This is a genomic window from Aerococcus sp. Group 2 (assembly GCF_905125285.1).
In the GTDB taxonomy this organism is placed as follows: Bacteria; Bacillota; Bacilli; order Lactobacillales; family Aerococcaceae; genus Aerococcus; species Aerococcus urinae_E.
Window position 1 is genome coordinate 441405 of sequence record NZ_CAJHPA010000002.1, and the last position, 23007, is coordinate 464411.

Consider the following 23007-nt stretch of genomic DNA (forward strand, 5'->3'; position numbering starts at 1 on the left):
ATTCCTACATTACTCAATTTCTTTCCCTTTTCTGGTAACTATTCGGATTTTCCCAACAGTTATCCTCCTATATTAATAAATGCTTATTCTATATTATGTTTTTCTTTTAATAGCCTAATCTTATTTTGGACCTCTCTAATCTCCTCTAGGCCTACGCTTCTATCGGCAATCATCTGATTGAGTCGGAAATCTAAGCGGATAATTTCTTTTTCTACTTGATCCTGATTATCTTTCTGATAAGAAGGACTTAGTAGCTTTTTGTTTTTAATGATAAATTGCTTATCCACGCAATGATTGACAAATTCCTGGTCGTGAGAGACCAACAGAATGGCAGCAGGATGACTTCTGATAAACTCCTCAACGCTTTCAAGGGTTTGAATATCTAAATAATTAGTCGGTTCGTCTAATAGCAAGAGATGGTAGTCTCCTAGTAATAATTTAGCGAAAGCCAAGCGAACGCGCTCACCTCCTGATAGGCAATTGACCTTGTCCGTCACTCTGTTTTGATCGAAGCCCAAAGCGGCTAAAACCCGATGAATCAGGTCATCCGACTGCAAACTTTCTTCACTAATATTTTCTAGAATGCTTTTATTCAAGTGAAGCTGATCAAAATTTTGCCTAAAATAGCCAATATTCAAATTTTCCATGTAATAGCCGGGGAGCTGACGATGGAATAACTGGCTAAGAAAAGTGGTTTTTCCTGCTTGGTTGCGTCCCTGAATAGCTACTTTATCTCCTGCCTGCAATTTAAATTCTGGGATTGTAAATAATAAACGCTCATCGACATGGACTTGACCTGCTTCTAATCGGAGCAAGCTCTGCCCAGCTTTAACCGCTAAATTACCAACTGCTTTGAAGCGATACTGCCCTTCTTTCTTGGGAGTGTTGACTGGTTCAATCTGATCAATTCTTCTTTGCAAGGCCTTAGCTGACCTGGCTAAACCTTTCTGTTGACCGTCATACTTTCCCGCGTAGCCACTTACTTTATAATCTGAGCGGGAAAGATTCTTTTTCTTCTTTTTAAAATTTTGGGCCCGCAGATTTCTTTCTTGGATCTCTTTTTCTAACTGATGCACTTTCTTTTGATAATTTTTATAAGCAGTTTCCTGTCCTTGAACAGCTTTTGCCTTAGCTGTTTGATAGTCGTCATAGTTGCCTACATATTTAGTCAGTTTTCCTTGGTCGAGTTCCCAAATCTGGTCCACAACTTGATTTAATAATCGGCGGTCATGAGAAACCAACAAAACTGTCCCCGAATATTTAGTTAAAGTTTGGCTTAACCAATCAATATTTTTAACATCCAAATTAGAAGTAGGTTCATCGAGAATTAGTAGATCTGCCCCTTTAGTGAAAACTTCTTCCAAGAGTCTTTTCTCTTGCTCTCCCCCAGATTCTTCAGTCGTTTTTTTGAGTTGAGGAAGATAGGCATAACTTGGATGAATAAACACTTGTCCGGTAAAGTCCTCATCTAATCCAACCAAGACGCGTAATAATGTTGATTTTCCCACGCCATTCTTGCCGATAAGGCCAATCTTATCTCCTTGATTGGCTATTAGCTGGTCAATTTGAAATAATTGACGATCTGCAACGATCTTCGAAACATGTAAAAATTTTATCATTTCCATCTTTAGCTCTCCTTTAAGTTCAGTACACCTATCATCAATAAATAAATGTGAGCTAAAAATGTGTACACAAAAAGACATGGCTAAATTAACCAAGCGTCTGAGTACACACTGATCCCCCTAAATTGTGGGAATTCATTTGCTCAGATGCTTAAATTAAAATTACCATGTCTTTTTTACCTCGGATTTCTTAAATTAAGTCTATTATAGCAAATCATTCTATACATAAAACAATATTATTCATTTTTTCTCATATTTTTTTATGTTTCTTTTCAATGATATGAAATTTTATCAAAGTGGTCTAACTGCTACAAACATCAACCAATTCATCCTTTTTCGCTAAAAAAAGCCCCATTTCTGGAGCTTCTTTCAATTCACAAATTTTCTTCTATAACCTTAAAGACACAGACGAAAACATTATTAGCTACTTAATTTTTTGAAACTTGACCTGCCAATCAGATCCATAACCGACCTTGTAGGCTTGAGCAAAACTGTTCTGATTAAGGGCAACCGCCAAATTCCTAAGCGAGTTACAATAGATCAACGCCCGACTCTGAGGCACAGATTGGAAGGACTGGACCACGGGCACGACGTCATCATAGACCGTTTGCCCTTGGTGGTTGATCTTGAGATGGAGTTGGTCTCCTGTTTTTACTTCTAAGTCCTGCAAAGACTCATAAGGGATATTGGTCCAGAGCGAGCCGAAACGTTCATCGTGAATGGCAACGTGACCGCTGAGTACACCTTCCTCAGAATTAATCTGGAAGTCATCAATCTCGTAGAGCTTAAGCTCGCTGATATCAAGTTCTTCACCCACCTCACTCAAGTCCAGCTGACCACTGGCTAAGCGAGCTGCCGTATAGGCGTACAAGTCACGGCCATAGAAAGTATAGGACTGGTTGGTCGAAGGTAACAAGTTTTTCTCCTTGTCAATTTCAAAGGCCGCCTGGATTCCCACATATTTGGCTAGGAAGGACAGGGTCCCATTATTAGGGGTGACGATATAGTGGCCACTGTCTAATAAGGCAATGACTGACTTTTGCTTGTAGCCCACGCCCGGGTCCACAATCGATACGAAGATGGTCCCCTCAGGCCAGTAGGAATAGGTCTGATAGAGCCGGTAGCCAGCCAAATAAATATCATAAGGGGGAATATTATGGGTTAAGTGATGAATGCTCAAGCTCTCATCGACTGTCACCACCACTCCCGTCATGGCCGATACCGCTCCATCATTCAGTCCAAAGTCACTTTGAAACACTAATTGCTGACGAAAAGCCGGTAATTTACTGAAATCAACAACCATTCTCTATTCCTCCTCACTCAATACTACTTCAACACTGACACCAACCCCATACGGCAGGTCATATTTAGAAATAAAACTCCCCTGATTAATGGCTAGACTCAAGTTAGCAAATTCATTCTGGTAAATAGTTAATTCGCCCAGACTCACCTCGCCAAAGGTCTTATGAATTTGAATCGGCTCATCGAAAACCACTTCTCCACTTTCTGATCGAACAATAACCCAAACTGACTTCCCGGCTTGATCTTTTAACCAAGCAAAGGGAATATTGGTCCAATAATTACCAAAGTTAGGATCAATAATTTCCCCCATGCCTGTCAACCGATCCTTGGCTTGCACCGGCTCGATCAAATCAAAAGTGACAATCTCGTCAACCGGATATTCAGTCCCAAAATCTTCAAAGGCCACCTGTCCGCTGGCTAGCTGGGCGGCACAATAGGCAAAGACATCACGGCCATGAAAGACCGAGATTCCTTCCGTCCCCTGGCCTTTGAGGCGGTGACGGTCAATATCAATCTCAACCACTCGTTCAATACCAAAGTGCTCAGCGACATGGGTCAAACTCCCGTTATCAGGGGTCACAATGGTGTAGCCGTTTTTGGTCTGGGCAATACAAGCTCGCCGACTCGTGCCCACACCGGGGTCAACGACTGAGACGAAAATAGTGCCCTTAGGCCAAAATTGCATGGGTTGGTAGAGGCGGAAAGAGCCGCTCCAGATATCATAATTAGAAATCTCATGGGTTCCGGTAATAATTTCTAAGTCGCGGTCGACTGACTTGACCACCCCATACATGGCGCTAACAGCGGCCTCTTTATAGGTAAAATCGGTCTGAAATACTAAAATAGGTTTCAATTTGTTAATGGTCTCCCTTCTATCATGGCGTCCAATCACTGTGAACAGTGACTACGACTCTCCTTACTGGTCATCACTTAGCTAAATGACCCACAATTCATGGATTCTTCCGGTAAGCCGTAACCACATATAAATAATAAAGATTGCTCCTTGAACGATGGCCAAGAGTCGCATCTGCTTATCGTGGTCCCCAGGCTCAAGGTCCCCATAATATGACCGTTTCTTTCCTTGGCCATACCCCCTCAGGTCCATAGCGCTAGAAATGGTTTCCACCTGGTCAAAGGAGACAATAATTAAGGGCAAGAGAATGGCGGTGTTGGCCTTGAGTCGTTTAAAAAGGCCGGCCCGCTTAGGATTGAGCTCCAAGCCCCGCATCTGCATAGATTCCTTAATGGCGGTAAAATCACGGAAGATATCGGGCATATATCTCAGCCCCAAGGAGAACATGGTGCCAATTTGATAAGGAACTCCCATAGCATACAAACCACTAGCTAACTGGGTGGGGGTAATGGTTAAGATAAAGCACAGACTGATAATCAAACTGCCGATCATCTTCATAATTCTGGCTAAGAAGTAAACCAAGGTCTCATAGGTGACGACAAAGTAATCGTTAAAGCGATACAAAACCGTTACCTGTCCAGCTAGCTCGGTCCCGGTTAAAGGGTTAGCCAAATAATAAAGAAAGACATTAATCAGGTTCATGATTAACATAAAACGAAAGATAAACTTCAGGGCCCGACTTTTCCGGTAAACCTGCTTAAAAATCCAAGCATGGATGAGAAAGAGGGGAAGGATAATCCTTAGGTCGAAAGAGACCATCATTAGGGCAAGCGCAGTCACAAAGACCCATAGCTTGGTTGAACCCGCCAGGCGGTCAAAGTAACCATCGCCAATGTCATAACGGATAATCAATTGGTCATGCATCTACTTCCCCTCCCTTTCACTTTTGATAAAGGCTTGGATAAAGTCAGCCACCGGTAAATTCAAACGCTGGGCAAAGTCAAAAATGGATGTCTTCTTCAAGGAAGCCCGCTCAACCAGTTGATCATCCGCTAAAATATCAAAAATCGGCCGGTCAGCGATTAACTGACCGTCTTCAATGACCAGGCCCCGGTCGGTGTATTCTAGGGCCAGATGCATATCATGGGTAATGAAGATCATGGTCATTTGATAGGTCTGGTTCAAGTCATCGATAAACTCCATAATTTCGCGGTAATGAGCATAATCCGATCCAGCAGTCGGTTCATCTAAAATAATACAGGTTGGCTCCAAGGCCAGCACAATAGCCACTGTTAAGCGCTTCTTCTGCCCGTAACTTAAAGCCGAAATTGGCCAGTTCCGTTTAGAATAGAGTCCAGTGACCTGGAGAACTTGCTGGACCCGATAATCGATTTCAGCCTGATCGACTTGGCGGTATTCCAATCCCAGGGCAATCTCCCGGTAGACTGAATCCGTCACCAGCATTTGGTTAGGATTTTGCATGACATAACCAATCAGTTGAGCGATTTCTTGGATAGTAATAGGGTTTCCTAGGCGCTCGATCTTACCCGCCTGTGGCTTTAGAACGCCAGTTATCAGCTTAGCCAAGGTGGATTTTCCCGACCCATTCTCCCCCACAATGGCTATACGTTCTCCCCGTCTAATGCTTAGCTTGGGGATTTGAATGAGCGGTTGCTTGGGATCGTAGCCAAAGCGTAAGTCCTCTAAGTGGATAATGACCGGTTCATCCTCACTGTGCGGATCCTGGCCACCTGTTTCAGCTTCTTTGGAAGCAGACTCCTCACCAGCTAGCCAGGGCTTTTTACCTTGGTAGAAAGAAAGGTCGAGAGTCTCTAACTGGGTTAAGCCCTCCTCTTGCTTCAAGCCTCCATACATATTCTTCAAGGCACTAATATAAAGGGGTTCCCGGATCCCATATTGAATCAAGAGGTCGGAAGCAATCAGCTCATCTGGCGTCATCACGGTCACAATCTGCCCTCGGTCCAACAAGACCACTCGATCAATGGGACGGTGGAGGACGTCTTCAAAGCGGTGTTCGATGATGATCACAGTCTTCCCATCCTCTTTATTCAAGGAATCGATGAGTTCAACCATGGATAGGCCCATCTGGGGATCTAAGGCGGCTAGGGGTTCATCAAAGAGCAAAATCTGATTTTTCTCCCCTAGAATCCCGGCCACAGAAACTTTTTGCTTCTGTCCACCTGAGAGGGAGTAGGGAAGGGAGTCTAGCTGGTCAACCACACCAACCCGCCGAGCGACTTTGTCAACGAAAGTCTTCATCACAGACCTAAGTGTATTACGGTTCTCCAGGGCAAAGGCAATATCTTCAGCCACGTTAATACCAACGAATTGGGCATCACTATCCTGCAAAACAGACCCTACCTCTTGGGACAAATCGAAAACCGATGAAGATCCCACCGCGTGTCCAGCGACCGTCGCTGTCCCAGTGATAGTTCCTTCAAACTGGTTAGGGATCAGTCCATTGATGCACTGTCCCAGGGTTGATTTCCCGCTCCCACTGGCGCCTAAAATCAAAATCTTTTCCCCTGGATAAATTTCCAAGTTAATGTCTTTGAGGGCTGGTTCTTGGGCAGACGCATAGGTAAAAGAAAAATCTTTAAATTGAATGATTGGTGAAAGGCTAGTGTGCTCCATTAGTCCTCATCCACCAAATTTGTTGTCCCCCGATAACGCTTGGCTAGAGTAAAGAGCAATGGAATTCCCACGACAAGAACGACGATGGAATTAGTTAAAACAGCCACTTGGGCTTGAGTGATGGTAATGGCTAATTCACCACCGTAGAAGACTTTAGTCAAGAGCGGGGTGACCAAACCAAAGGAAAGTTCTAAACCAACCACCGATACCAAGGCATAAATGACCGCGTGTTTAGCGGTAAAGATGCCCCGCCGAATATCCGCTCCATAAAGTTTTAAAGCGCCGATAAAGAAACAAGCAAACATATTGCCCACGGTCCAGTCCACCCAGAAGCCGCTGCCGCCTAAGGCATCAGCAAAGACGTTTCCAATCAAACCAACTAAGCCTGCTTGAACCGGTCCAAAGAGGGCGCCAACGACGATAGGAACGATATAAGCCGTGGATAACTTGGTATTAGTAAAAACCGGAATCCCTCCATAAGTCATCAAAATCCCAAATAAGGCTGCTCCAATAGCGACTGCAACAATGTTTCGTGTGGTAAAATGTTTATTCATCTTTTTTCCTCCTTTACTTAAATCTAATATCAATAGTATTTAAGTTCATTATGATTAAGTTATTCTATCATGGGACTTTTAAAAATGAATTATCATTTACCGATCAAGCGTGTACATTAAACAAATGGTAATTTATTATTTTAAATATCTTAATTTATCTTATTAATTATTTAAATACTATCCGGTATAAAATTTATCCCATTAAAAAAGCTCCATTGCTGGAGCTTATCTCTACACTCAAATTATATTCCTAAACCTCATCCCTTACTCTCACAAAAATTCTACTCCTATAATTTATCCTTCAATAAATTATCTGCGTTCAGCAATTTTTTATAGTAGGCATCATACTGTGGACTAAACTTCCTTATTAAGGGGATTGCCTTTTCATAATAGTGATTATCACGCATATAATTTCTGATTTTTTCGTTCATCGAATATAAGGGACTGCTTTTAAAGTCATCACTTTCTTTATACGCCAGGTATGCTTCGACAGCTTCTTGGTTATCTTCAAACCATCGATTAGGCTCCTCAACCGCAGCCTGCTTGCTATCATTCACTTTATCTAACATAGATAGATCAATGTCTGAAGCAATTTTTTCAATCCAGTCTTTTTCTTCCTTAGAAAAATTAATCATGGGCAAGGAGTCTAAGTAATGAATATATTCTGTGAAAGCTGCTTCATTTTGCTGCTTTACTGGCTCATTCAAAAAAGGTTGATAGGCATAAAAGAAGGCCTGACCAAAGTAACCTGGAAAAATCAATTGCAGGCGTTCGTACATGCTTTCATTTTTTTCAATCGCTAATATTTTTTGATTAATTCCTTGAATAGAGGCTCCAGTAATTAATCTTTGCAGAAGTTGATATTTGCGTTGATCTAACTCGCTTTTTATTTGTTTTTCTCGAAGGATAGTCGCAAGCTGGTTCTCATTATTCAAGATATCTTCAACTTCATTCAGTCTTAACCCTAACCTTCTTAATGTAGCAATCTTATGTAATTTTTCAACATCCAATTCACTATAGCTACGGTAGCCATTTTCTTCCCTATGAGGTGCAACCAGCCCTTTTTCTTCATAGTATTCGATTGCCTTCCGTGTTAATCCAGTTTGCTTTTGCACTTCACCACGTAACATATGATCCCCTCCTTCAATTTAAAGATATCACGGAGCCTCAGGGACAGGTCAAGAATTATTTTCAAATCTTCAATTATTAGATTTGAGAAACTTACTTGATCATCTTCCTCACATTCCTCATATGGTGTGGCTATTTTTTTGCAAGCAAAAGACCCGACTTGGTCCTCTTTAATATAAGAGGCCTGTCGGGTCTATTTTATCATTCTTCTGTTTTGAAAATTCATCTACTTATAGCCAAGAACAATCAAGTTAGGCTTTGAATAAAGAAATTCCACGGCTTGTGACTTTGCTTGTTTGAGTTTATCGATAATAAATCTATTTTTAGACTTCTACTTATTATTTTTTCATTAATTGTTCTATATTTTTATTTAGTCTATCAAGTTGTCTCATGATGATATAATTTTGGACTAACAAGGCACTTAAGCCACCAGCTGCTGCATCTGAATTGTTCAATAGTACTTCTAAATCATCCTTATTAAGGTCTTCAAGATTAAAATCTTCTACAATTTGTTCATATTTCTTTTCATCTTTTTTATCAAATAGTGCCATATACCCTCTTCCTCCTTTTATTTTACTATAACAAAGATCTAAAATTTTAAAAACTATTCACTAATAGAGCTTTTTGCAGTCTTTGAGAGGGCTTAGCATCCTTCTTTTTAGTCGACTTCTTGGAAATTTTTGACATGGGGGCTGTTTATTAATTTCTCTTCACTTAGGCCTCTGACATTGATACTAGGCACTCAGTGGTTCACTATTCCCACATCATTCCGTCATTACTTCCGCGTCAGACCCACGACCGCTTCCACATGTATCGTGGATAAGCTATGGATTGAAAATGAGGGAGTGAGTATGTACTTTGATTGAATATTCATTCTTTTAATATCTCCTCAATTGAAGATATCATGGTCTATACCATTAAGGAGGATCACAATGAGAGCGCTAATTTATAAAGACTTTATGTCTGCTAAGCTGTCTTATATGATCAGCTTTATGATCATTATCGCTATTTCTTGCTATGCCTTATACCAGGGAACGCCATTACTCATTCCCTTACTATTCATTTACATGCCTGTCATTTTCAGTGGACTAACTTTTGGATTTGATGACCAGGCTGACTTTCCGAAGTTTATATTTACCACACCGATTCCCCGATGGGTGTATGTGACAAGTAAATATGTTCCCACATTCGTTTTTTCAATGCTAGGTCTTGCTTCTAGTCTCTATCTGTTTTATCAACAGGGGGCTGAGATTCCTATTGCTGTTGTTTTTTCACTATTAATCATCCTGGTTCCAGTATTATTAACCTCAATCCAGATTCCCTTCTTCCTAAAATATGGGTCTGAAAATGGTCGTATCATTATGATGGGTGCCTTCTTTATCTTGTTTGCTATGACCTCCCTTTTTGGTAAACAGGTTGATCTGTTTAAGAAGTATATTCAAAATATTGAGCACTATTTGACCGATACATTGATTGCTTTAGTTTTAGTAAATGTAATCATTTTAGCTCTATCCATTTTTATGTCCACTCATATTGTTAACCATAAAGAGTATTAGAATGCCCGTAACAAAAAATATATATGTCAAAAAAGAGACCTAGATTAATGCAACATAGATCTAGGTCTCTTAGTGATTATCATCTATTCTAGGTTTTTGATTAAAAATCGCAATTTCATAATACGCCAAGCAGAATAGATGAGCAACAATCCCCCGATACCTAGCCAAGGCCATAAAACTTTTTCAACCGGGCGATAACTCCAATACGTCCAATGCCACCAATCTCGGGGCATATCGAGATGCACCAAAAGTCCGACAAGAAGCATCACTAGTGAGACAATCATTAGATAAACAGCGGGCCTTAATCTCCGCTTGAGATCATTCTTCTGACCTTCTTTCTCACTAAAAGCTGGAATATTTTTGGATCCATCGGTTTCAATAATGATGATCTCTTTATTGATCATGCCTGGGTTGGTTGCCAAAGCGGCTCTACCTTGATTATAAGGACGTAAGCGGACATTTCCCAGACTAACCTTGCCGATATTAAGAGGGGCAAAGAAAATTTTGTAACCTAAATCATGTAAGAAATCACAATAATTCATTCGCTCTCGGTTGGACATATGACCGATATATTGAACGATATAATGGTGTATATGATTATTTGTCTTTTCGAATTTTTGTAGCATACTACCACTTTTAATCAGACGATAGCCCTGATCAGCCATCTCATTGAGATATTTTTCTCTGCCTTCAATGGGATTTAAGAAAGTTTTCAATTTAGTTAACATGATTCTTCTCCTTTCGCTAGATAATTTTGACTGGCTATAATTAATTGATTCATTCGTCTTAACTCTAAATCGAGCAATTTCCGACCGATGGGTGTTATTTGATAAATCTTACGGCGATTTGCTTTATCGTGTTCCAGCATTTCTATCCAGCCTTTTTTAGTGAGATTGTTAATGGCTCCATAGAGAGTGCCAGGCCCAAAAGTTACCCGACCTTGTGTAATAGCTTCTACTTCCTGCATCACATTGTAGCCATGATTCGGTTGAACCATGGTTAATAAAACCAGAAAATGCGTCTCCGTTAAAGGGAGTTCATTTTCTAGATCTGATTTAGCAACCATCTCATAACCTTCTTTCCCTTTTTCAATTATATTATATCGCAACGCGTAGTACGTGTAAAGTAGTAGTGACAAAAAAGAGACATAGAACTATGTCATCACTACAACATAGACCTGGTTTCTCTTATTTATCTATTCTTACAATTTTTCCCGTCTTCAAGGTTATTTCAAGCTGGCCATCTTCAACCATAACCTTCTCAATCAGACGATGAACTAAGCTTTCATCATATTCGACCATCCCTTGGTGCTGAGTTTTCAAGAAGGCTTTGATGTCTGAAATCGTCGTTGCTTTTTATCATTGCCTGCATTTCCACCTTATTCAGTCGATCAGTTTCCCCATACGCCTATCCACATTTCTACCATTTTTATCCAACCAACAGAAAAAAGCCCCATCTCTGGAGCTTCTCTCAACATCTAAAACCTCTACAAACCCTATCCCTATCAGCTTTTCTTTTCAGCTAACGCATTTAGGAACGTAATCTCGTTGCACTCGAACGCTCCCATAAAATCACCTACGCTATCGCTACGGAGCTGACGCTGTAACTCACTGCGTAGCTAACGCATACTCCATCCGTAACTCGCTTTGCTCGAATGGCTGCAGCATCTGCGACAGCTTCTACGCTTTGCTTTGCAGTCATATCTCTCATTCGCTACGCTCAAAGAGCTATGAGATATCGCATCAATCATTCGTAATTGATGACTGCGTCGCTAGTCGCTTCTTGTCATCAAAACGACTGATTCAACATGGTGGGTTTGCGGGAACATATCGACGGGTTGAACCTTACCCAGTTGATAACCCTGGTCGACAAATTTGGCCAAGTCACGGGCTAGGGTGGCAGGATTGCAGGAGACATAGACAATTTTCTTTGGTTGAACTTCTAAGACAGACTGGATAAAGTCCTCTGCGAGCCCCTTGCGTGGTGGGTCAACGACAACAACATCGGGTTTGAGTCCCGCTTGGACCCAGTCTTGGATGACTTCTTCTGCTTTTCCAGCTTGGAAGGTCACATTATCCAGTCCATTGAGCTGGGCGTTTTCCCGGGCTTGATCAATGGCGTCTGGAACAATTTCAACCCCATAAACCTCTTTAGCGGCTTGGGCTAGGCAAAGTGAAATGGTCCCAATCCCACAATAAGCGTCCACCACCACTTCATCCCCCTTGAGATCAGCGGCTTTAAGAGCTTGTTGGTAGAGTTTTTCCGCTTGGCTGGTGTTGACCTGGAAGAAGGACTTAGAGGAAATCCGGAAGGTCAAGTCAAACATGCGGTCTTCATAAAGGTCCTCACCATAAACCACCCGCTGGTCTTGGCCCATGATAACATTGGTGTTTTTCTGGTTAATATTAATCACAATAGAAACTAAGGCAGGGATTTGAGCTTTTAATTCTGCTACAATTTTCTCTTCATCAGGAAGTTTTTCCCCGTTAATCACAATCACCAACATGACTTGGCCAGTATAATAACCCTGGCGAACGATCAAGTGACGGAGTAAGCCTTGGTGGCTGTCTTCATCATAAGCAGAAATGGGATACTGGTTAAAAATGGTCACTACTTTTTGTAAGGTCTGGTCAATCCCAGGCAGTTGAATTTGGTAATCAGTCATAGGGACTAATTTATGGGACCCCTTGCGGTAAAAACCAGTATAGAGCTGGCCATCCGCTTCTCCAATCGGAATCTGGGCCTTATTGCGGTAGTGCCAAGGGTCTTCCATACCGAGGGTTTCTAAAACCTCAGTCTGATCCAGCAGGCCTTGTTTTTGTAAGCTGTTGACCACCTGTTGGCGCTTGAAGACCAGCTGGGCCGGATAGGCCATGTGTTGGAGTGGCATGGTCCCCGTTCTTAGGCCGTTTTCATCACGGAGGGGGACACGACTATCTGCGTCATTATAGCGTTCTAAAACAATCGCAAAGGCAAACTTTTTGAGCACTTTGACCACTTTAACTTGGCAATCCTCCCCCACCAAGGCATTTTGAATAAAGAGGGGGTAGCGGTCGACCTTAGCCACACCCATCCCTTCATAGGTCAGGTCAGTGATGGTGACATCGAGTATTTGATTCTTCTTAACGGGCGCTTGCCATTTTTTCTTTGCCATATTGACATCCTCTCTCTTTGGTCCTTTCTATTATATCATGGCAAAAGTCTGCCTGTTTCTCAATACCTCCTGGCGAAATATTTTTAACGGACAGGCGCTTTTTTATACTTTTCTTCCACTTTGTTTTATCCTTATTTAAAAGTCCCAAACGATTTTAAACTAGAAAAGGAGGCTTCACTTGTCCATCACTATCCGCCATCGTTGGCTGGGCACCATTCCTTTACTGGAGTGTGCGCCCAAAGACCAGCTGCATTCCGCCTTACCCTTAATCATTTATTACCACGGTTGGCGGTCGCACAAGGAATTAAACCTCACCGCCGCTCGCCGCCTGGCCCGTTTAGGCTGTCGGGTCATCGTTCCCGATGCGGCTAACCACGGAGAGCGCCAAGTCCCGGTCCAGGGCATTCCTTCGCAGACCTTCTGGCAGAGTATCCAAAGCAATCTTTTTGAATTTTCCTATATCGTCAACTTCTTCCAAAAGCGTCAACTAGCCAATGACCAAGTAGCGGTTGCTGGGGTATCTATGGGTGGGATGACCACCTTTTCTCTCCTAAGCCAACACCCTGAGATCCAGGCAGCAGCGGTCCTGATGGGAACACCCCAACCTCTAGCCTATGCTGAGCGTTTATACCAACACGCCATAGCGGCTCAACGTTTCATGCCTGATGATTACTTTGACCTCATCGCCTGGCTAGAAAACTATGACCTGTCTAGACACAGTGAGCGCTTAGGTCAACGTCCCTTGTTTATCTGGCACGGCCACCAAGACCAACGCGTGCCCTTTGCTCAGACGGAAGCCTTTGTTCAGCAAAATCCCGATGCCCATATCCATTTTCTAACTGAAGACGCTGGCCACCTAGTGGATATCGAGACCACCAAAGCCATGGTTGAGTTTTTCGACCACCACTTTATTAAAAAGGATTCCTCTGCCATTCACTCTTGATCAGATCAAACTGTTATGTCTCTCATCTGATCCGTGTTACTATGAAGTCAAATTCAAGCAGTCTGACAAAATAGAGAAAGGAAAGTTTCAATGAAAACCTATAAGTTATCTAACAGTGTTGAAATTCCTGCCATCGGTTTCGGTACCTGGAAATTAGAAGGCGACATGGCGGTCAATGCGGTCTCCTACGCCTTGGAAGTGGGTTACCACCATATTGATACTGCCCAATACTACGGCAACGAACACGAAGTGGGCCAAGCCATCAAAAAGAGTCCCGTTCCCCGTGAAGACATCTTCTTAACCACAAAAGTTTGGAATGATAAAGTCGGTTACGAAGATACCCTAGCCTCCTTTGAAGAGTCCTTAGAGAAATTAGGGACTGACTATGTCGACCTGCTCCTCATCCACTGGCCTAATCCCAAACCTTACCGAGAAGAACCCGGCTATAAAGCACGGAACGCCGAAGTTTGGCGGGCTTTGGAAACCATCTATGAAAAAGGCCTAGCCAAGGCCATTGGGGTCTCTAACTTCCTCCCCTACCACCTGGATGCCCTCTTAGAAACAGCTAAGGTAATCCCTATGGTTAACCAAATTAAGTTAACTCCCGGACTCACCCAAGACGAAATCGTGGAGTATTGCAAGAAACATAATATTTTATTAGAAGGCTACAGTCCACTCGGTTCAGGTGAGATCTTCGATAATGAAGAAGTCCAAGCCATTGCCCAACGGTTAGGTTACTCCGTAGCTCAAATCGCCCTGGCCTGGTCCTTGAAACACGGCTTTGTGCCACTTCCTCGCTCAAAAACGCCAGAAAATATCAAGGCTAACTTAGATGTCTTTGATATCCAACTGACTGACCGCGATATAGAATTACTGGATACAGTAGCTGACGTAGAAGCGCCTGATCCTGATAGTAAATCCTTCTAGAAGACAGAAAAAAGCGTTAAACCCGCACATTGGGAATAACGCTTTTTCTTTTGCCTTTAACTTGACTAGTCTTTGGGAACTTCTACCACTTGACGGTCAAAAGGATCTTTGGAGAAACCTTGGTCAAGGATCTTCTTGGCCCACTCTTGGGCACCAAAGAGGGAGTGGTCCCGATAATTCCCACAAGAGACCGCTTCAGTTCCTTGGACATCCGACCAGTCACTTTTGACAATGTCACGCAAAACCTTAGTATAGGCCACCGCAACTTCTTCGGGTTCCGCTTGGCCCCACATGATCAAATAGAAACCGGTTCGACAGCCCATTGGGGACAAGTCAATAACCCCATCCAGATAATCGCGAATATAAGCCGCTGACATATGCTCAATGGTATGGAGGGCCGCAGTAGGAATCGCTTGTTCATTGGGTTGGACTAAACGAATATCGAACTTGGTGATTTGGTCACCATGTTCTCCCTCTTCACGACCAGCCACCCGCACATAAGGGGGGTTGACTTTATTGTGGTCTAAATCAAAACTTTCAACTTTTGCCATATTTCCACGCTCCTTTATCACTTTCATTATTAATAATAACACAGGCAGTGATAATGGGCTATGGGTCCCACTTAGCTTATGGCAAATGTCTTTGCCGCAAGAGCATTTGCGGTTGGATTAGGATGTTACTTATTTAAGATAGTCAAGGGCTTGGTGGGCTGCCATTCGTCCTGATCCCCAGGCAAAGGCACAGGTAACTCCTTCGATATCAGAGTATGAATTATCATACATACCGGAAGCGTTGGCACCAACGACATAAACCCCATCAATGACTTGTTCATTTTCGCCAATTGCCCGGCAGTATTCGTCCACTTCAATCCCACCAATTGTTCCTAAGACAGCTGAACGTACCTTAATAGCATAGAAAGGACCTTCCTCTACCTTAAATTGTAAGAGACGAGCATCTTTATTAAAGATTGGGTCATAGCCATCTTCAACCGCTTGGTTATAAGCTTGGATATTGTCCTTAAAGTTCTCTACCGGAACACCCATTTTCTCCGCTAAGTCTTCTAAGCTGTCGCCCTTAAGTACATAGCCATCATCCATGGCTTTTTGCCAGTCAGCATCTAGGTTTTCTAAAGGGCCAGTCACCGCTTCGCAGCTTCTTTGCGCTGAAAGTTCAGCTGGATTGTCCAATTCATCAGCATCTAAGTTGTCGATAAACTCACGTACTGCATTATAGCGGGTATAAGCATTAATCATAGGCACTTTCTCTGATTTGAGTCGGTCTAAAGTAGCTTGGTCCACAATGGAGAAATATTTCCCATTTTGTTTCATGGTCACATTGCCCCATAGGACACTATCATAGACAGCCTTCTCATCAGTAAAGCGTTCCCCACGACGGTTTATCCAAAGCAAGGGTAGGGAATAGATTTGGTTGATGGAATAATTACCCTTTTCGCCACCAGCAGCTTCAAAGGTTGGGTAGACACAGGCATTATGGTTTTGGAAGTTAGCTATGGCTCTGACTTGGCCACCTACTTCGTGAACCATGCGAATACCGTCACCGGTCGCTTTCCATTCTCCGGCGATAAACCAATCACTCACGTCTTGGTCAACATACTTCTCAACCATCTCTTCATTACCGATAAAGCCCCCATCGGCCACAAAGACGGTCTTCGTTGCTACCTCGATATCCTGACCATCTTGTTCATAGACGACCCCTGCTAATTGATCATTATCCATAATTAATTTTTTAGCAGCGGCTTTGGTCTCTACCTGACCACCCTTTTCTTTGAGGTATTCCACTAAGCGATCAAAAGAGTCATACTTATCGACAAACATATGGTAGGTGCCTGGATCTTCCCAGTGATAGTCTTGAATATTCCCAGTAAGGACGGTTTTCATTCCATGTTCTTCTAGCCATTCGATGGTGTCAGCAGATTGGTTAACAAAGTTTCTCACCAAACGGCCGTTATTCCGCCAATGTGACCACTCCATTAAATGTTTAAAAGCCTGGTCTTTAGTTGGATAAAAACCAGCATTACGTTGATGTTTGGATTCTACCGCAAAGATTCCTTCGGCAGCCCACTTGCTGGCGCCACCCCAGTCTTCACCCTTTTCTAGCACTAAGACTGATTTACCTGCTTCCACCAATTCTACAGCAGCTGAAAGCCCTGCACCACCTAAACCGATCACCACGGCATCATAAGTTTTAGTCGTCATTTTTATTCCTCCTTATAAGCATTGTTACTTCATTCACATATATTGTAAGCGTTTGCTGAAAGATGAGGAAGAGGGTAAAATGTATGATAGTAGAAATAATATTTCGGGAGGGACGAAATGAATTTTCAACAATTAAATTACTTTCTAGAAAGTGTCGAAAGAAAAAGTTTCCAAAAAGTGGCAGATAACAATTTTGTTAGTCAAAGGGCCGTATCAATTAGCATCGGCAAATTAGAGGAGGAAGTTGGTTTTCAGTTATTTATCCGTGAAAAGAACCGTATCCATCTCACCCCAGTGGGGCAGCGTTTCTACAACTATGTTAAAGACATGGTCAATAATTTAGATACCACGATTCATTTACTCCAAGGAGAGGATAAAGCCCTATACCAGTCACTCAATATTGGTTACCACTCCCCTTTTGAGGGTTTACTAGTCACCCAGCATATCAATCAAGCCCAAGAACAATTAGGCGTCCAATTTTCCATCCATGAGCAAGCCATCGAAAACTTAATATCCGATGTGAAATTTGGCATCATCGATATGGCTTATTTGATTGTTTATCAAAATAATCCGCTCAAACTCGATGATAAGCGCTTCAAATTAAAAACGATTTATTCAGATAATATTTTAATGGGAATCAGTAAAAAGAATCTAATCGCTCAAAAGCCAGCCTTTCCCCTAGCGGCTTTCAAAGATTACCCCATCCTGTTCTACACACCAGAAGATTCCACCTATATCCAAGAAGGTTTCCTCAGGTCTATCGAAATTCCTTTCAACCAATTACAAATCCGTCGCGAACAGAGTTTCCAGCACATCCAAGTCCTGGTCGCTACTGGCCAGGCCATCGCCCATTACTGCGGTGGACTGATTGACCTGCCCCTTCAAAATGAAATCAGCTACCTCCCCATCGAAAACCGTCCTAGCCCCTATGCAGTCCAATTAATTTACCTCAAGAACTCCCCTAAGATTGATTTAATCAAAAAATATCTAAGGACGCTTAAAAACTAAAAAATGCCATACCCTTCTGAGGTATGACATTGATGATAAAACTTTCATCCGTATGGTAGGCCAAGTAAAACTTTTTAGTCTAGCATGTTAACTGGGACTGGGCAAATGACTTTGCCGCAAGAGCATTTGCGGTTGGATTAGGATTTTTTGATAGGGCGCTTGGGGGTCTTTCAAACGCTCTAATAGCCTTTCCACTGCAACCTGACCAATTTCTTCGGTTCTGACATCCACACTAGTCAGTTGTGGGGTCGTCACTTCCCCATAGGAATCGCCGTTGATGGATAAGAGTGGCAGATCAATGTTTAAATCTTGCATGACCCCCAAAAACCCAAAGGCGATGGGATCATTGGAACAGATGATAACATCAGGCAAGGCCTCGCTTTGACTAAAGAATTTCTTAGCTGCTTGCGTGCCGGAATAGGAACTTTGTTTGATAGAAATAATTTCCTGGCAGTTAATGGTCGGATACTTCGGTAAGATAGCCCGTAGGATTTGTTCCTTACTACTCATCAAATGAGCCTGGTCAATTTCTTCACCAGATACATAGACTAAGGAATGATAACCCTCATCAGCGACCTGGTCTAACAAAAGTTCCATAGCTTTTTCAATATCATAGGCCACCTGGTCCATGTGATCAGGGAAAAAATTCATTAAACAAACCGTAACAATGGGACAATTGTGGTAAGAAGTTACAATCTCTTTTTGTTCTTCTCGAGTAAAATTGCCCAATAATAAAATGCCATCAAAAGTCCGTTTGAATTTCTTTAAGCGACTAATGGGGACAAAATAACAGCTGTAACCATATTCATGAACGATGGACTCGATGCCAAAACGCATATTAAAATAATAGGCATTGTCAATATGATCGCGGAAATGGTCATCTTTATGGATAACGAGAATATCATAGGCATAACTACTGACTCCACGAATGGTATAGTTCATGGCCTGCGCCACAGCATTAATCTCTTGACGGGTAGAGCTTTTAACGGATAGGGTAGGATCTTCTCTCAATACTCTAGAAATCGTTGATACAGAATAACCTGTTGCCTTGGCAATATCCTTTAAAGTTGTCATCTACTCACCTTCAACACCTTGATCTAAATATCGTCACTGATTGCTTGATAACCTATCACTTGATAATTGTCGTTTTCTGGGACTTCAACAAGGTCATGGTCAGCGAAATAATCGATGATTAAATTGGGAATGTCGGTAGTCAGTTCTTCTAGGACCTTGTCTCTAGAGAAATGCGGGAAGTTACCGCCTCCTGCCATCCGATATTGGTTAATGGCTAGGTATAATTCATCATCATCTTTAACTTCTTGCCCCTGATAGTCTAGTTGAACAATCCGCTGGCCTCGGTCTTTAGACACATCAATGGTGTAGTCAATCCCCGAATAAATATCATAGTTATAAACTTCGACTTTAGGATTGAGGTAGTCCTCACTAATTTCCAACCTACCTTGGTCATCTAAGGCAAAATATTCGGCATTTTTTTCTAAGTTCTCTCTTAATTCTTTACCGGTGAGCTTAATCTTACATAAACCGTTGGAGAAGGGATAATTAATCACCAAATCACGCACAGTGACTTCTTGTTTCAAACCATAAACATCCAGATTAAAGACTGAAGAGGCAGAAATATCAGTCCCTGCAGCCTCCATCTGAATTTTATTGGTCAAGGCAAAATAAGGATGCCCCTCAACTTGGGCTGCAAAGAAATTATCCACTAGGGCGGGTCGATCCAAATGCCCCAGCGGTTGGTCTAGCCAGTCTTGGACCTTTTCATTATCCTCTGCCAAAAGTTCTTCTAGCTCTTGGTCAGCCGGCTGGTCAGCGAGTGAGTGTAATTGGCAGCTCTCCACCCTCTTATTCAGTTGACCATCTGCCTCTTTATCCAGCTCTAAAATGACTTCGCCATATTTTTGCGCCCGAAAACCCGGCTGAATGATGGGTATCCCCTGCCAGATTGTCGCAATCTCACGGTGTTGGTGACCAGTAAAGAAGGCATCAATCGGTAAACCACTAGTTAATAGGGCATAGCCTTCATTTTCTCCGGTTAAGTCCTCTTCCGGTTGGCCGGTCTCCAAATTACATTCAAAGCCCCCATGGTAGGTAATGAAGATAAGATCACAGTGTTCGCTTTCTTTCATCAATGGGATATAGTATTGGGCCGTCTCCAGGGCGGACTTAAATTCTAAGCCCGCAATATTTTCTTCCTTCTCCCAGTGAGGGATATATTGGGTAACTAATCCCAGGACACCTATTCGGATATCTTCACATTGAAAAATCCGATAGGGCTTATGGCAGAAAACCTCTCCATCTGAAATCACATTAGCCAAAGCCAGGGAATCAGGCATATGGTTAATGGTGTTCTTTAAATAATCTAAGCCAAAATTAAATTCATGGTTACCCAAGGTCCAGACATCAGGCTGCACATAATTATAGACCTGGCTGGATATCTTGGCATAGTCATGATGGCTTTCCTCATAATTGGTCAGGGGCGAGCCCTGAATCATATCCCCACTTTCCAGATACAGGAGATGATCTTCTTGGCGACGCTTGGCCTTTAAAACACTGGCAAAACGGGATAGACCGTTAGTCGTCTTTTTATTTCTTGCTTGAAAACTTTGGGTTGAAAAATGTCCATGAACATCACTCATGGCGAGTAAAGTTAATTTCATGCTTGTCCTTTCTAAAAGTGTCCATAGGCGAGGTATTGACGTAGGCGGGTAGAAATGGCTTCCACTAAGAAGACCAGTAAGATTAAAGCAATTAGAATGGCGCCCACTTGGTTCCAGCGATAAGAGTTAATCGCAAATAGTAGAGGAGCCCCGATCCCACCAGCACCAACCAAACCTAGGGTAGTTGCATCTCGAATATTCATATCGAAACGGTAAATTAAGGTCGATAAGAAACTAGCCGATAACTGTGGAATAATACCGAACATGATTTGATCCATGGTGGTCGTTCCCATGGCGCGAAAGGCTTCCAAGATATCGGTATTTAAATCGGCAATGGTTTCTGAAAAGAGCTTGGTTAACATCCCAATCGAGGTAAAGGTCATGGTTAAGACCCCAGCAGCTGGCCCAGGACCCGTTACCCGGATAAACATCAATCCGTATACAATGGCTGGGACGGTCCGAAGCATCATAATCACCACCCGGAAGATTGCGGCTAGCCAAGCTGGAACCACATTACTGGATGATAAAAAAGCTAAAGGTAAAGAAATGATACCACCAATTAAGGTCCCAACAAAAGCAATACAGACGGTTTCAAATAATAAAAACCATAAACCACTGGAAGAAAAATCAGTCAACATAGTCATATCGGGATGAAGCACCCCAGAGATGATTTCTCCAGCTACGGCCCAACCGTCCTGGCTATAATTGGAAAAATCAATCACACTGGATGACCAAAATAATACCAGCAGCACAAGGACAGTGATGACTCCCTGAATGGCACGGTAATTTGGCTCTTTGTCTAATACGCTTTGAATTGAATCTGTCACAGCTAGCCCTCCTAACTAATCTTACGCCGAATATAACGGCTTAAGTTCTCGATGATGAAAACAGTTATTAATAGGACAAAGAGAATGGTCCCCACTTTTTCATAATCACGCCAACCAATATTTTCATTAATGAGTAATCCTAAACCGCCGGCGCCCACGTAACCTAAGATCGAGGCATAACGCACATTCCCTTCAAAGTTAAAGAGAGCGGTGGACAGATAGAAAGGCATAATATTAGGAATCACACCTTTAAAAAAGGCAAAAGGACGGGTATAACCCATGGCAATCATAGCCTCAAAGGCTCCTAGATCAGTAGTTTCAATTTCTTCATACAATAGCTTACCCACATAGGAAAATGAAAATAGGAAGATGGCTACCGTCCCCGCCAAAGTCCCTAGACCAAACAAATAAGTCGCAATCAAAGCAGAAACTAAGGTTGGAATGGTACGAATAATGGTAAATAGCACCTTAACCAACCAGTTTACTGGCGCAAAATGGACCATGTTGGATGAGGCTAAAAAGGCAAAGGGTAAAGCAACTGCTGCCCCAGCAAAAGAGCCAAATAATGACATCTTTATGGTATCCATTAAGGGTTGGATGACATCAGATAGATAGGACCAATCCGGTTGAAAGAGTTGGGCAACAATGGTAGTTAACTGGTGGCCCCGTTTTATAATGTCAGCGAAATCAAACTCGGTCACCTCTAAGGCAACATATAAAGCAATGGCTAAAACTAGTACAATCACTGGCGTCCAAGAGCGTTTTTCTTTAAATACCTTTCCAGAAGCCAGTTGATATTCTTTTCGTTTAAACACTTTAATCCCCCTAAGACTTCTTGTAAATCGTATCTAAAATCTCTTGATTAACCTCACTACTTGGGCCATAATAAACAATCTTCCCTGCATTAATCCCGATCACACTATCGGCATAATCAAGGGCCATATCGACATCATGGATATTAATTAAAATGGTAATATCTTGGCTCTGATTAATATCTTTAAAGTAATCCATGACCTGCTTAGAAGAAATTGGGTCCAGACTGGCCACCGGTTCGTCCGCTAAAATAATCGACGGCTCCTGAACCAAGGTTCGAGCCAAAGCCACCCGCTGTTTTTGTCCACCAGATAATTGGTCGACCCGGTCATAGGCCTTATCGAGGATATCCACACTTTCTAAAGCTTCCAGGGCTTTAACCTTTTGCTCTTCTGTAAACAAGGAAAATAGTTTTTGATGCCAGGCTAAGTCAGGTAAAAAGGCATTTAAAACATTATTTAAGACGGTGGTCTTCTCCACGAGGTTAAAGGACTGAAAGACCATGCCAATATCTCTCCGAAATTTTCTTAATTGGCTACCTTCTAAGGCCGAAACATCCCTATCGTTAACGGTTAATTTACCCCCGTTAATATCATGCATTTTATTAATAGTACGAATTAAAGTCGATTTACCAGCTCCGGATTTCCCCACAATGGCGACAAAACGCCCATTGGGAATTTCTAAATTAATATCATCTAAAGCCTTTAATCCACCTTCATAAACCTTATCCACATGTTCAAATCGAATCATTTTTTATTCCTTTCTCCAAAA

Annotated in this window: 22 protein-coding genes; 4 read left to right on the forward strand and 18 right to left on the reverse strand. The window is 42.3% G+C overall.

Annotation, left to right across the window (positions count from 1 at the left end; genetic code table 11):
* Window positions 1-83: 83 nt before the first annotated feature.
* The 8 genes from abc-f to JFU01_RS04435 all read right to left on the reverse strand — a co-directional run bounded on the left by abc-f (window position 84) and on the right by JFU01_RS04435 (window position 8665).
* Window positions 84-1625, reverse strand: a complete 1542-nt coding sequence (gene abc-f, locus JFU01_RS04400; RefSeq protein ID WP_195855747.1) for a ribosomal protection-like ABC-F family protein — start codon at window positions 1623-1625, stop codon at window positions 84-86.
* Window positions 1626-2046: 421 nt separating this feature from the next.
* Window positions 2047-2925, reverse strand: a complete 879-nt coding sequence (locus JFU01_RS04405; RefSeq protein WP_195855746.1) for an SAM hydrolase/SAM-dependent halogenase family protein — start codon at window positions 2923-2925, stop codon at window positions 2047-2049.
* Window positions 2926-2928: 3 nt separating this feature from the next.
* Window positions 2929-3777: an SAM hydrolase/SAM-dependent halogenase family protein gene (locus JFU01_RS04410; RefSeq protein WP_195855745.1), complete on the reverse strand. Its 849-nt coding sequence runs from the start codon at window positions 3775-3777 to the stop codon at window positions 2929-2931.
* Window positions 3778-3858: 81 nt separating this feature from the next.
* Window positions 3859-4701, reverse strand: a complete 843-nt coding sequence (locus JFU01_RS04415) for an energy-coupling factor transporter transmembrane component T family protein (protein ID WP_195855744.1) — start codon at window positions 4699-4701, stop codon at window positions 3859-3861.
* Entirely contained in the window at window positions 4702-6432 is a 1731-nt protein-coding gene (locus tag JFU01_RS04420) for an ABC transporter ATP-binding protein (protein ID WP_195855743.1), read from the reverse strand.
* Window positions 6432-6986, reverse strand: coding sequence for an ECF-type riboflavin transporter substrate-binding protein (locus JFU01_RS04425; RefSeq protein ID WP_195855742.1), 555 nt, complete (start codon window positions 6984-6986; stop codon window positions 6432-6434). Before JFU01_RS04425 ends, JFU01_RS04420 begins: the two co-directional genes overlap by 1 nt.
* Before the next feature lie 287 nt (window positions 6987-7273).
* Window positions 7274-8116 carry a MerR family transcriptional regulator gene (locus JFU01_RS04430; RefSeq protein ID WP_195855741.1) on the reverse strand — a complete coding sequence of 281 codons (843 nt, stop codon included), beginning with the start codon at window positions 8114-8116 and terminating at the stop codon, window positions 7274-7276.
* 336 nt (window positions 8117-8452) lie between these two features.
* Entirely contained in the window at window positions 8453-8665 is a 213-nt protein-coding gene (locus JFU01_RS04435) for a hypothetical protein (RefSeq protein ID WP_195855740.1), read from the reverse strand.
* A 381-nt stretch (window positions 8666-9046) separates the two neighbouring features.
* Between JFU01_RS04435 and JFU01_RS04440 the strand changes: the two genes are divergently transcribed.
* On the forward strand, window positions 9047-9670 hold the full coding sequence (locus tag JFU01_RS04440; RefSeq protein ID WP_195855739.1) for an ABC-2 transporter permease: 624 nt from the start codon (window positions 9047-9049) through the stop codon (window positions 9668-9670).
* An 83-nt stretch (window positions 9671-9753) separates the two neighbouring features.
* Here the strand turns inward: JFU01_RS04440 and JFU01_RS04445 are convergent, their stop codons facing one another.
* The 3 genes from JFU01_RS04445 to rlmD form a co-directional block, all read right to left on the reverse strand.
* A complete protein-coding gene (locus JFU01_RS04445; RefSeq protein ID WP_195855738.1) occupies window positions 9754-10398 on the reverse strand; it encodes a DUF2812 domain-containing protein in 645 nt (214 codons plus the stop codon).
* Complete coding sequence (locus JFU01_RS04450; protein ID WP_195855737.1) at window positions 10392-10736, reverse strand: PadR family transcriptional regulator; 345 nt, start codon at window positions 10734-10736, stop codon at window positions 10392-10394. Before JFU01_RS04450 ends, JFU01_RS04445 begins: the two co-directional genes overlap by 7 nt.
* Window positions 10737-11441: 705 nt before the next feature.
* A complete protein-coding gene (rlmD, locus tag JFU01_RS04455) occupies window positions 11442-12824 on the reverse strand; it encodes a 23S rRNA (uracil(1939)-C(5))-methyltransferase RlmD (protein WP_195855736.1) in 1383 nt (460 codons plus the stop codon).
* A gap of 178 nt (window positions 12825-13002) precedes the next feature.
* Between rlmD and JFU01_RS04460 the strand changes: the two genes are divergently transcribed.
* Together JFU01_RS04460 and JFU01_RS04465 are read left to right on the forward strand one after the other, a co-directional pair.
* Complete coding sequence (locus JFU01_RS04460; RefSeq protein ID WP_195855735.1) at window positions 13003-13767, forward strand: alpha/beta fold hydrolase; 765 nt, start codon at window positions 13003-13005, stop codon at window positions 13765-13767.
* Window positions 13768-13857: 90 nt separating this feature from the next.
* The gene (locus JFU01_RS04465; protein WP_195855734.1) at window positions 13858-14694 is read left to right on the forward strand and encodes an aldo/keto reductase; all 837 of its coding nucleotides are present in this window, start codon (window positions 13858-13860) and stop codon (window positions 14692-14694) included.
* Between the two features lie 65 nt (window positions 14695-14759).
* On the opposite strand, the gene JFU01_RS04470 is transcribed toward JFU01_RS04465, so the two are convergent.
* Entirely contained in the window at window positions 14760-15245 is a 486-nt protein-coding gene (locus tag JFU01_RS04470; RefSeq protein ID WP_195855733.1) for an S-ribosylhomocysteine lyase, read from the reverse strand.
* Between the two features lie 129 nt (window positions 15246-15374).
* On the reverse strand, window positions 15375-16910 hold the full coding sequence (locus tag JFU01_RS04475; protein WP_195855732.1) for an FAD-dependent oxidoreductase: 1536 nt from the start codon (window positions 16908-16910) through the stop codon (window positions 15375-15377).
* Window positions 16911-17027: 117 nt separating this feature from the next.
* Between JFU01_RS04475 and JFU01_RS04480 the strand changes: the two genes are divergently transcribed.
* On the forward strand, window positions 17028-17918 hold the full coding sequence (locus JFU01_RS04480) for a LysR family transcriptional regulator (protein ID WP_195855731.1): 891 nt from the start codon (window positions 17028-17030) through the stop codon (window positions 17916-17918).
* A gap of 87 nt (window positions 17919-18005) precedes the next feature.
* On the opposite strand, the gene JFU01_RS04485 is transcribed toward JFU01_RS04480, so the two are convergent.
* From JFU01_RS04485 to phnC, 5 genes are read right to left on the reverse strand one after another with little or no spacing between them, the layout of a single operon-like run.
* Window positions 18006-18992: a LacI family DNA-binding transcriptional regulator gene (locus JFU01_RS04485; RefSeq protein ID WP_195855730.1), complete on the reverse strand. Its 987-nt coding sequence runs from the start codon at window positions 18990-18992 to the stop codon at window positions 18006-18008.
* Window positions 18993-19015: 23 nt separating this feature from the next.
* Window positions 19016-20596 carry a bifunctional metallophosphatase/5'-nucleotidase gene (locus JFU01_RS04490; RefSeq protein WP_195855729.1) on the reverse strand — a complete coding sequence of 527 codons (1581 nt, stop codon included), beginning with the start codon at window positions 20594-20596 and terminating at the stop codon, window positions 19016-19018.
* 11 nt (window positions 20597-20607) lie between these two features.
* Entirely contained in the window at window positions 20608-21423 is an 816-nt protein-coding gene (gene phnE, locus JFU01_RS04495) for a phosphonate ABC transporter, permease protein PhnE (RefSeq protein ID WP_181566209.1), read from the reverse strand.
* 11 nt (window positions 21424-21434) lie between these two features.
* Window positions 21435-22238, reverse strand: coding sequence for a phosphonate ABC transporter, permease protein PhnE (gene phnE, locus JFU01_RS04500; RefSeq protein WP_195855728.1), 804 nt, complete (start codon window positions 22236-22238; stop codon window positions 21435-21437).
* A 10-nt stretch (window positions 22239-22248) separates the two neighbouring features.
* Window positions 22249-22986: a phosphonate ABC transporter ATP-binding protein gene (phnC, locus tag JFU01_RS04505; protein ID WP_195855727.1), complete on the reverse strand. Its 738-nt coding sequence runs from the start codon at window positions 22984-22986 to the stop codon at window positions 22249-22251.
* Between the last annotated feature and the right edge of the window lie 21 nt (window positions 22987-23007).

Bases quoted from the DNA above. Each gene is read 5' to 3' on its own strand.
- JFU01_RS04445 (WP_195855738.1), bottom strand. From the start codon at position 10,398: ATGTTAACTAAATTGAAAACTTTCTTAAATCCCATTGAAGGCAGAGAA.
- JFU01_RS04480 (WP_195855731.1), top strand. From the start codon at position 17,028: ATGAATTTTCAACAATTAAATTACTTTCTAGAAAGTGTCGAAAGAAAA.
- JFU01_RS04450 (WP_195855737.1), bottom strand. From the start codon at position 10,736: ATGGTTGCTAAATCAGATCTAGAAAATGAACTCCCTTTAACGGAGACG.
- JFU01_RS04475 (WP_195855732.1), bottom strand. From the start codon at position 16,910: ATGACGACTAAAACTTATGATGCCGTGGTGATCGGTTTAGGTGGTGCA.
- JFU01_RS04465 (WP_195855734.1), top strand. From the start codon at position 13,858: ATGAAAACCTATAAGTTATCTAACAGTGTTGAAATTCCTGCCATCGGT.
- JFU01_RS04415 (WP_195855744.1), bottom strand. From the start codon at position 4,701: ATGCATGACCAATTGATTATCCGTTATGACATTGGCGATGGTTACTTT.
- JFU01_RS04425 (WP_195855742.1), bottom strand. From the start codon at position 6,986: ATGAATAAACATTTTACCACACGAAACATTGTTGCAGTCGCTATTGGA.
- JFU01_RS04440 (WP_195855739.1), top strand. From the start codon at position 9,047: ATGAGAGCGCTAATTTATAAAGACTTTATGTCTGCTAAGCTGTCTTAT.
- abc-f (WP_195855747.1), bottom strand. From the start codon at position 1,625: ATGGAAATGATAAAATTTTTACATGTTTCGAAGATCGTTGCAGATCGT.
- JFU01_RS04435 (WP_195855740.1), bottom strand. From the start codon at position 8,665: ATGGCACTATTTGATAAAAAAGATGAAAAGAAATATGAACAAATTGTA.
- phnC (WP_195855727.1), bottom strand. From the start codon at position 22,986: ATGATTCGATTTGAACATGTGGATAAGGTTTATGAAGGTGGATTAAAG.
- JFU01_RS04430 (WP_195855741.1), bottom strand. From the start codon at position 8,116: ATGTTACGTGGTGAAGTGCAAAAGCAAACTGGATTAACACGGAAGGCA.
- rlmD (WP_195855736.1), bottom strand. From the start codon at position 12,824: ATGGCAAAGAAAAAATGGCAAGCGCCCGTTAAGAAGAATCAAATACTC.
- JFU01_RS04405 (WP_195855746.1), bottom strand. From the start codon at position 2,925: ATGGTTGTTGATTTCAGTAAATTACCGGCTTTTCGTCAGCAATTAGTG.
- JFU01_RS04490 (WP_195855729.1), bottom strand. From the start codon at position 20,596: ATGAAATTAACTTTACTCGCCATGAGTGATGTTCATGGACATTTTTCA.
- JFU01_RS04470 (WP_195855733.1), bottom strand. From the start codon at position 15,245: ATGGCAAAAGTTGAAAGTTTTGATTTAGACCACAATAAAGTCAACCCC.
- JFU01_RS04485 (WP_195855730.1), bottom strand. From the start codon at position 18,992: ATGACAACTTTAAAGGATATTGCCAAGGCAACAGGTTATTCTGTATCA.
- JFU01_RS04420 (WP_195855743.1), bottom strand. From the start codon at position 6,432: ATGGAGCACACTAGCCTTTCACCAATCATTCAATTTAAAGATTTTTCT.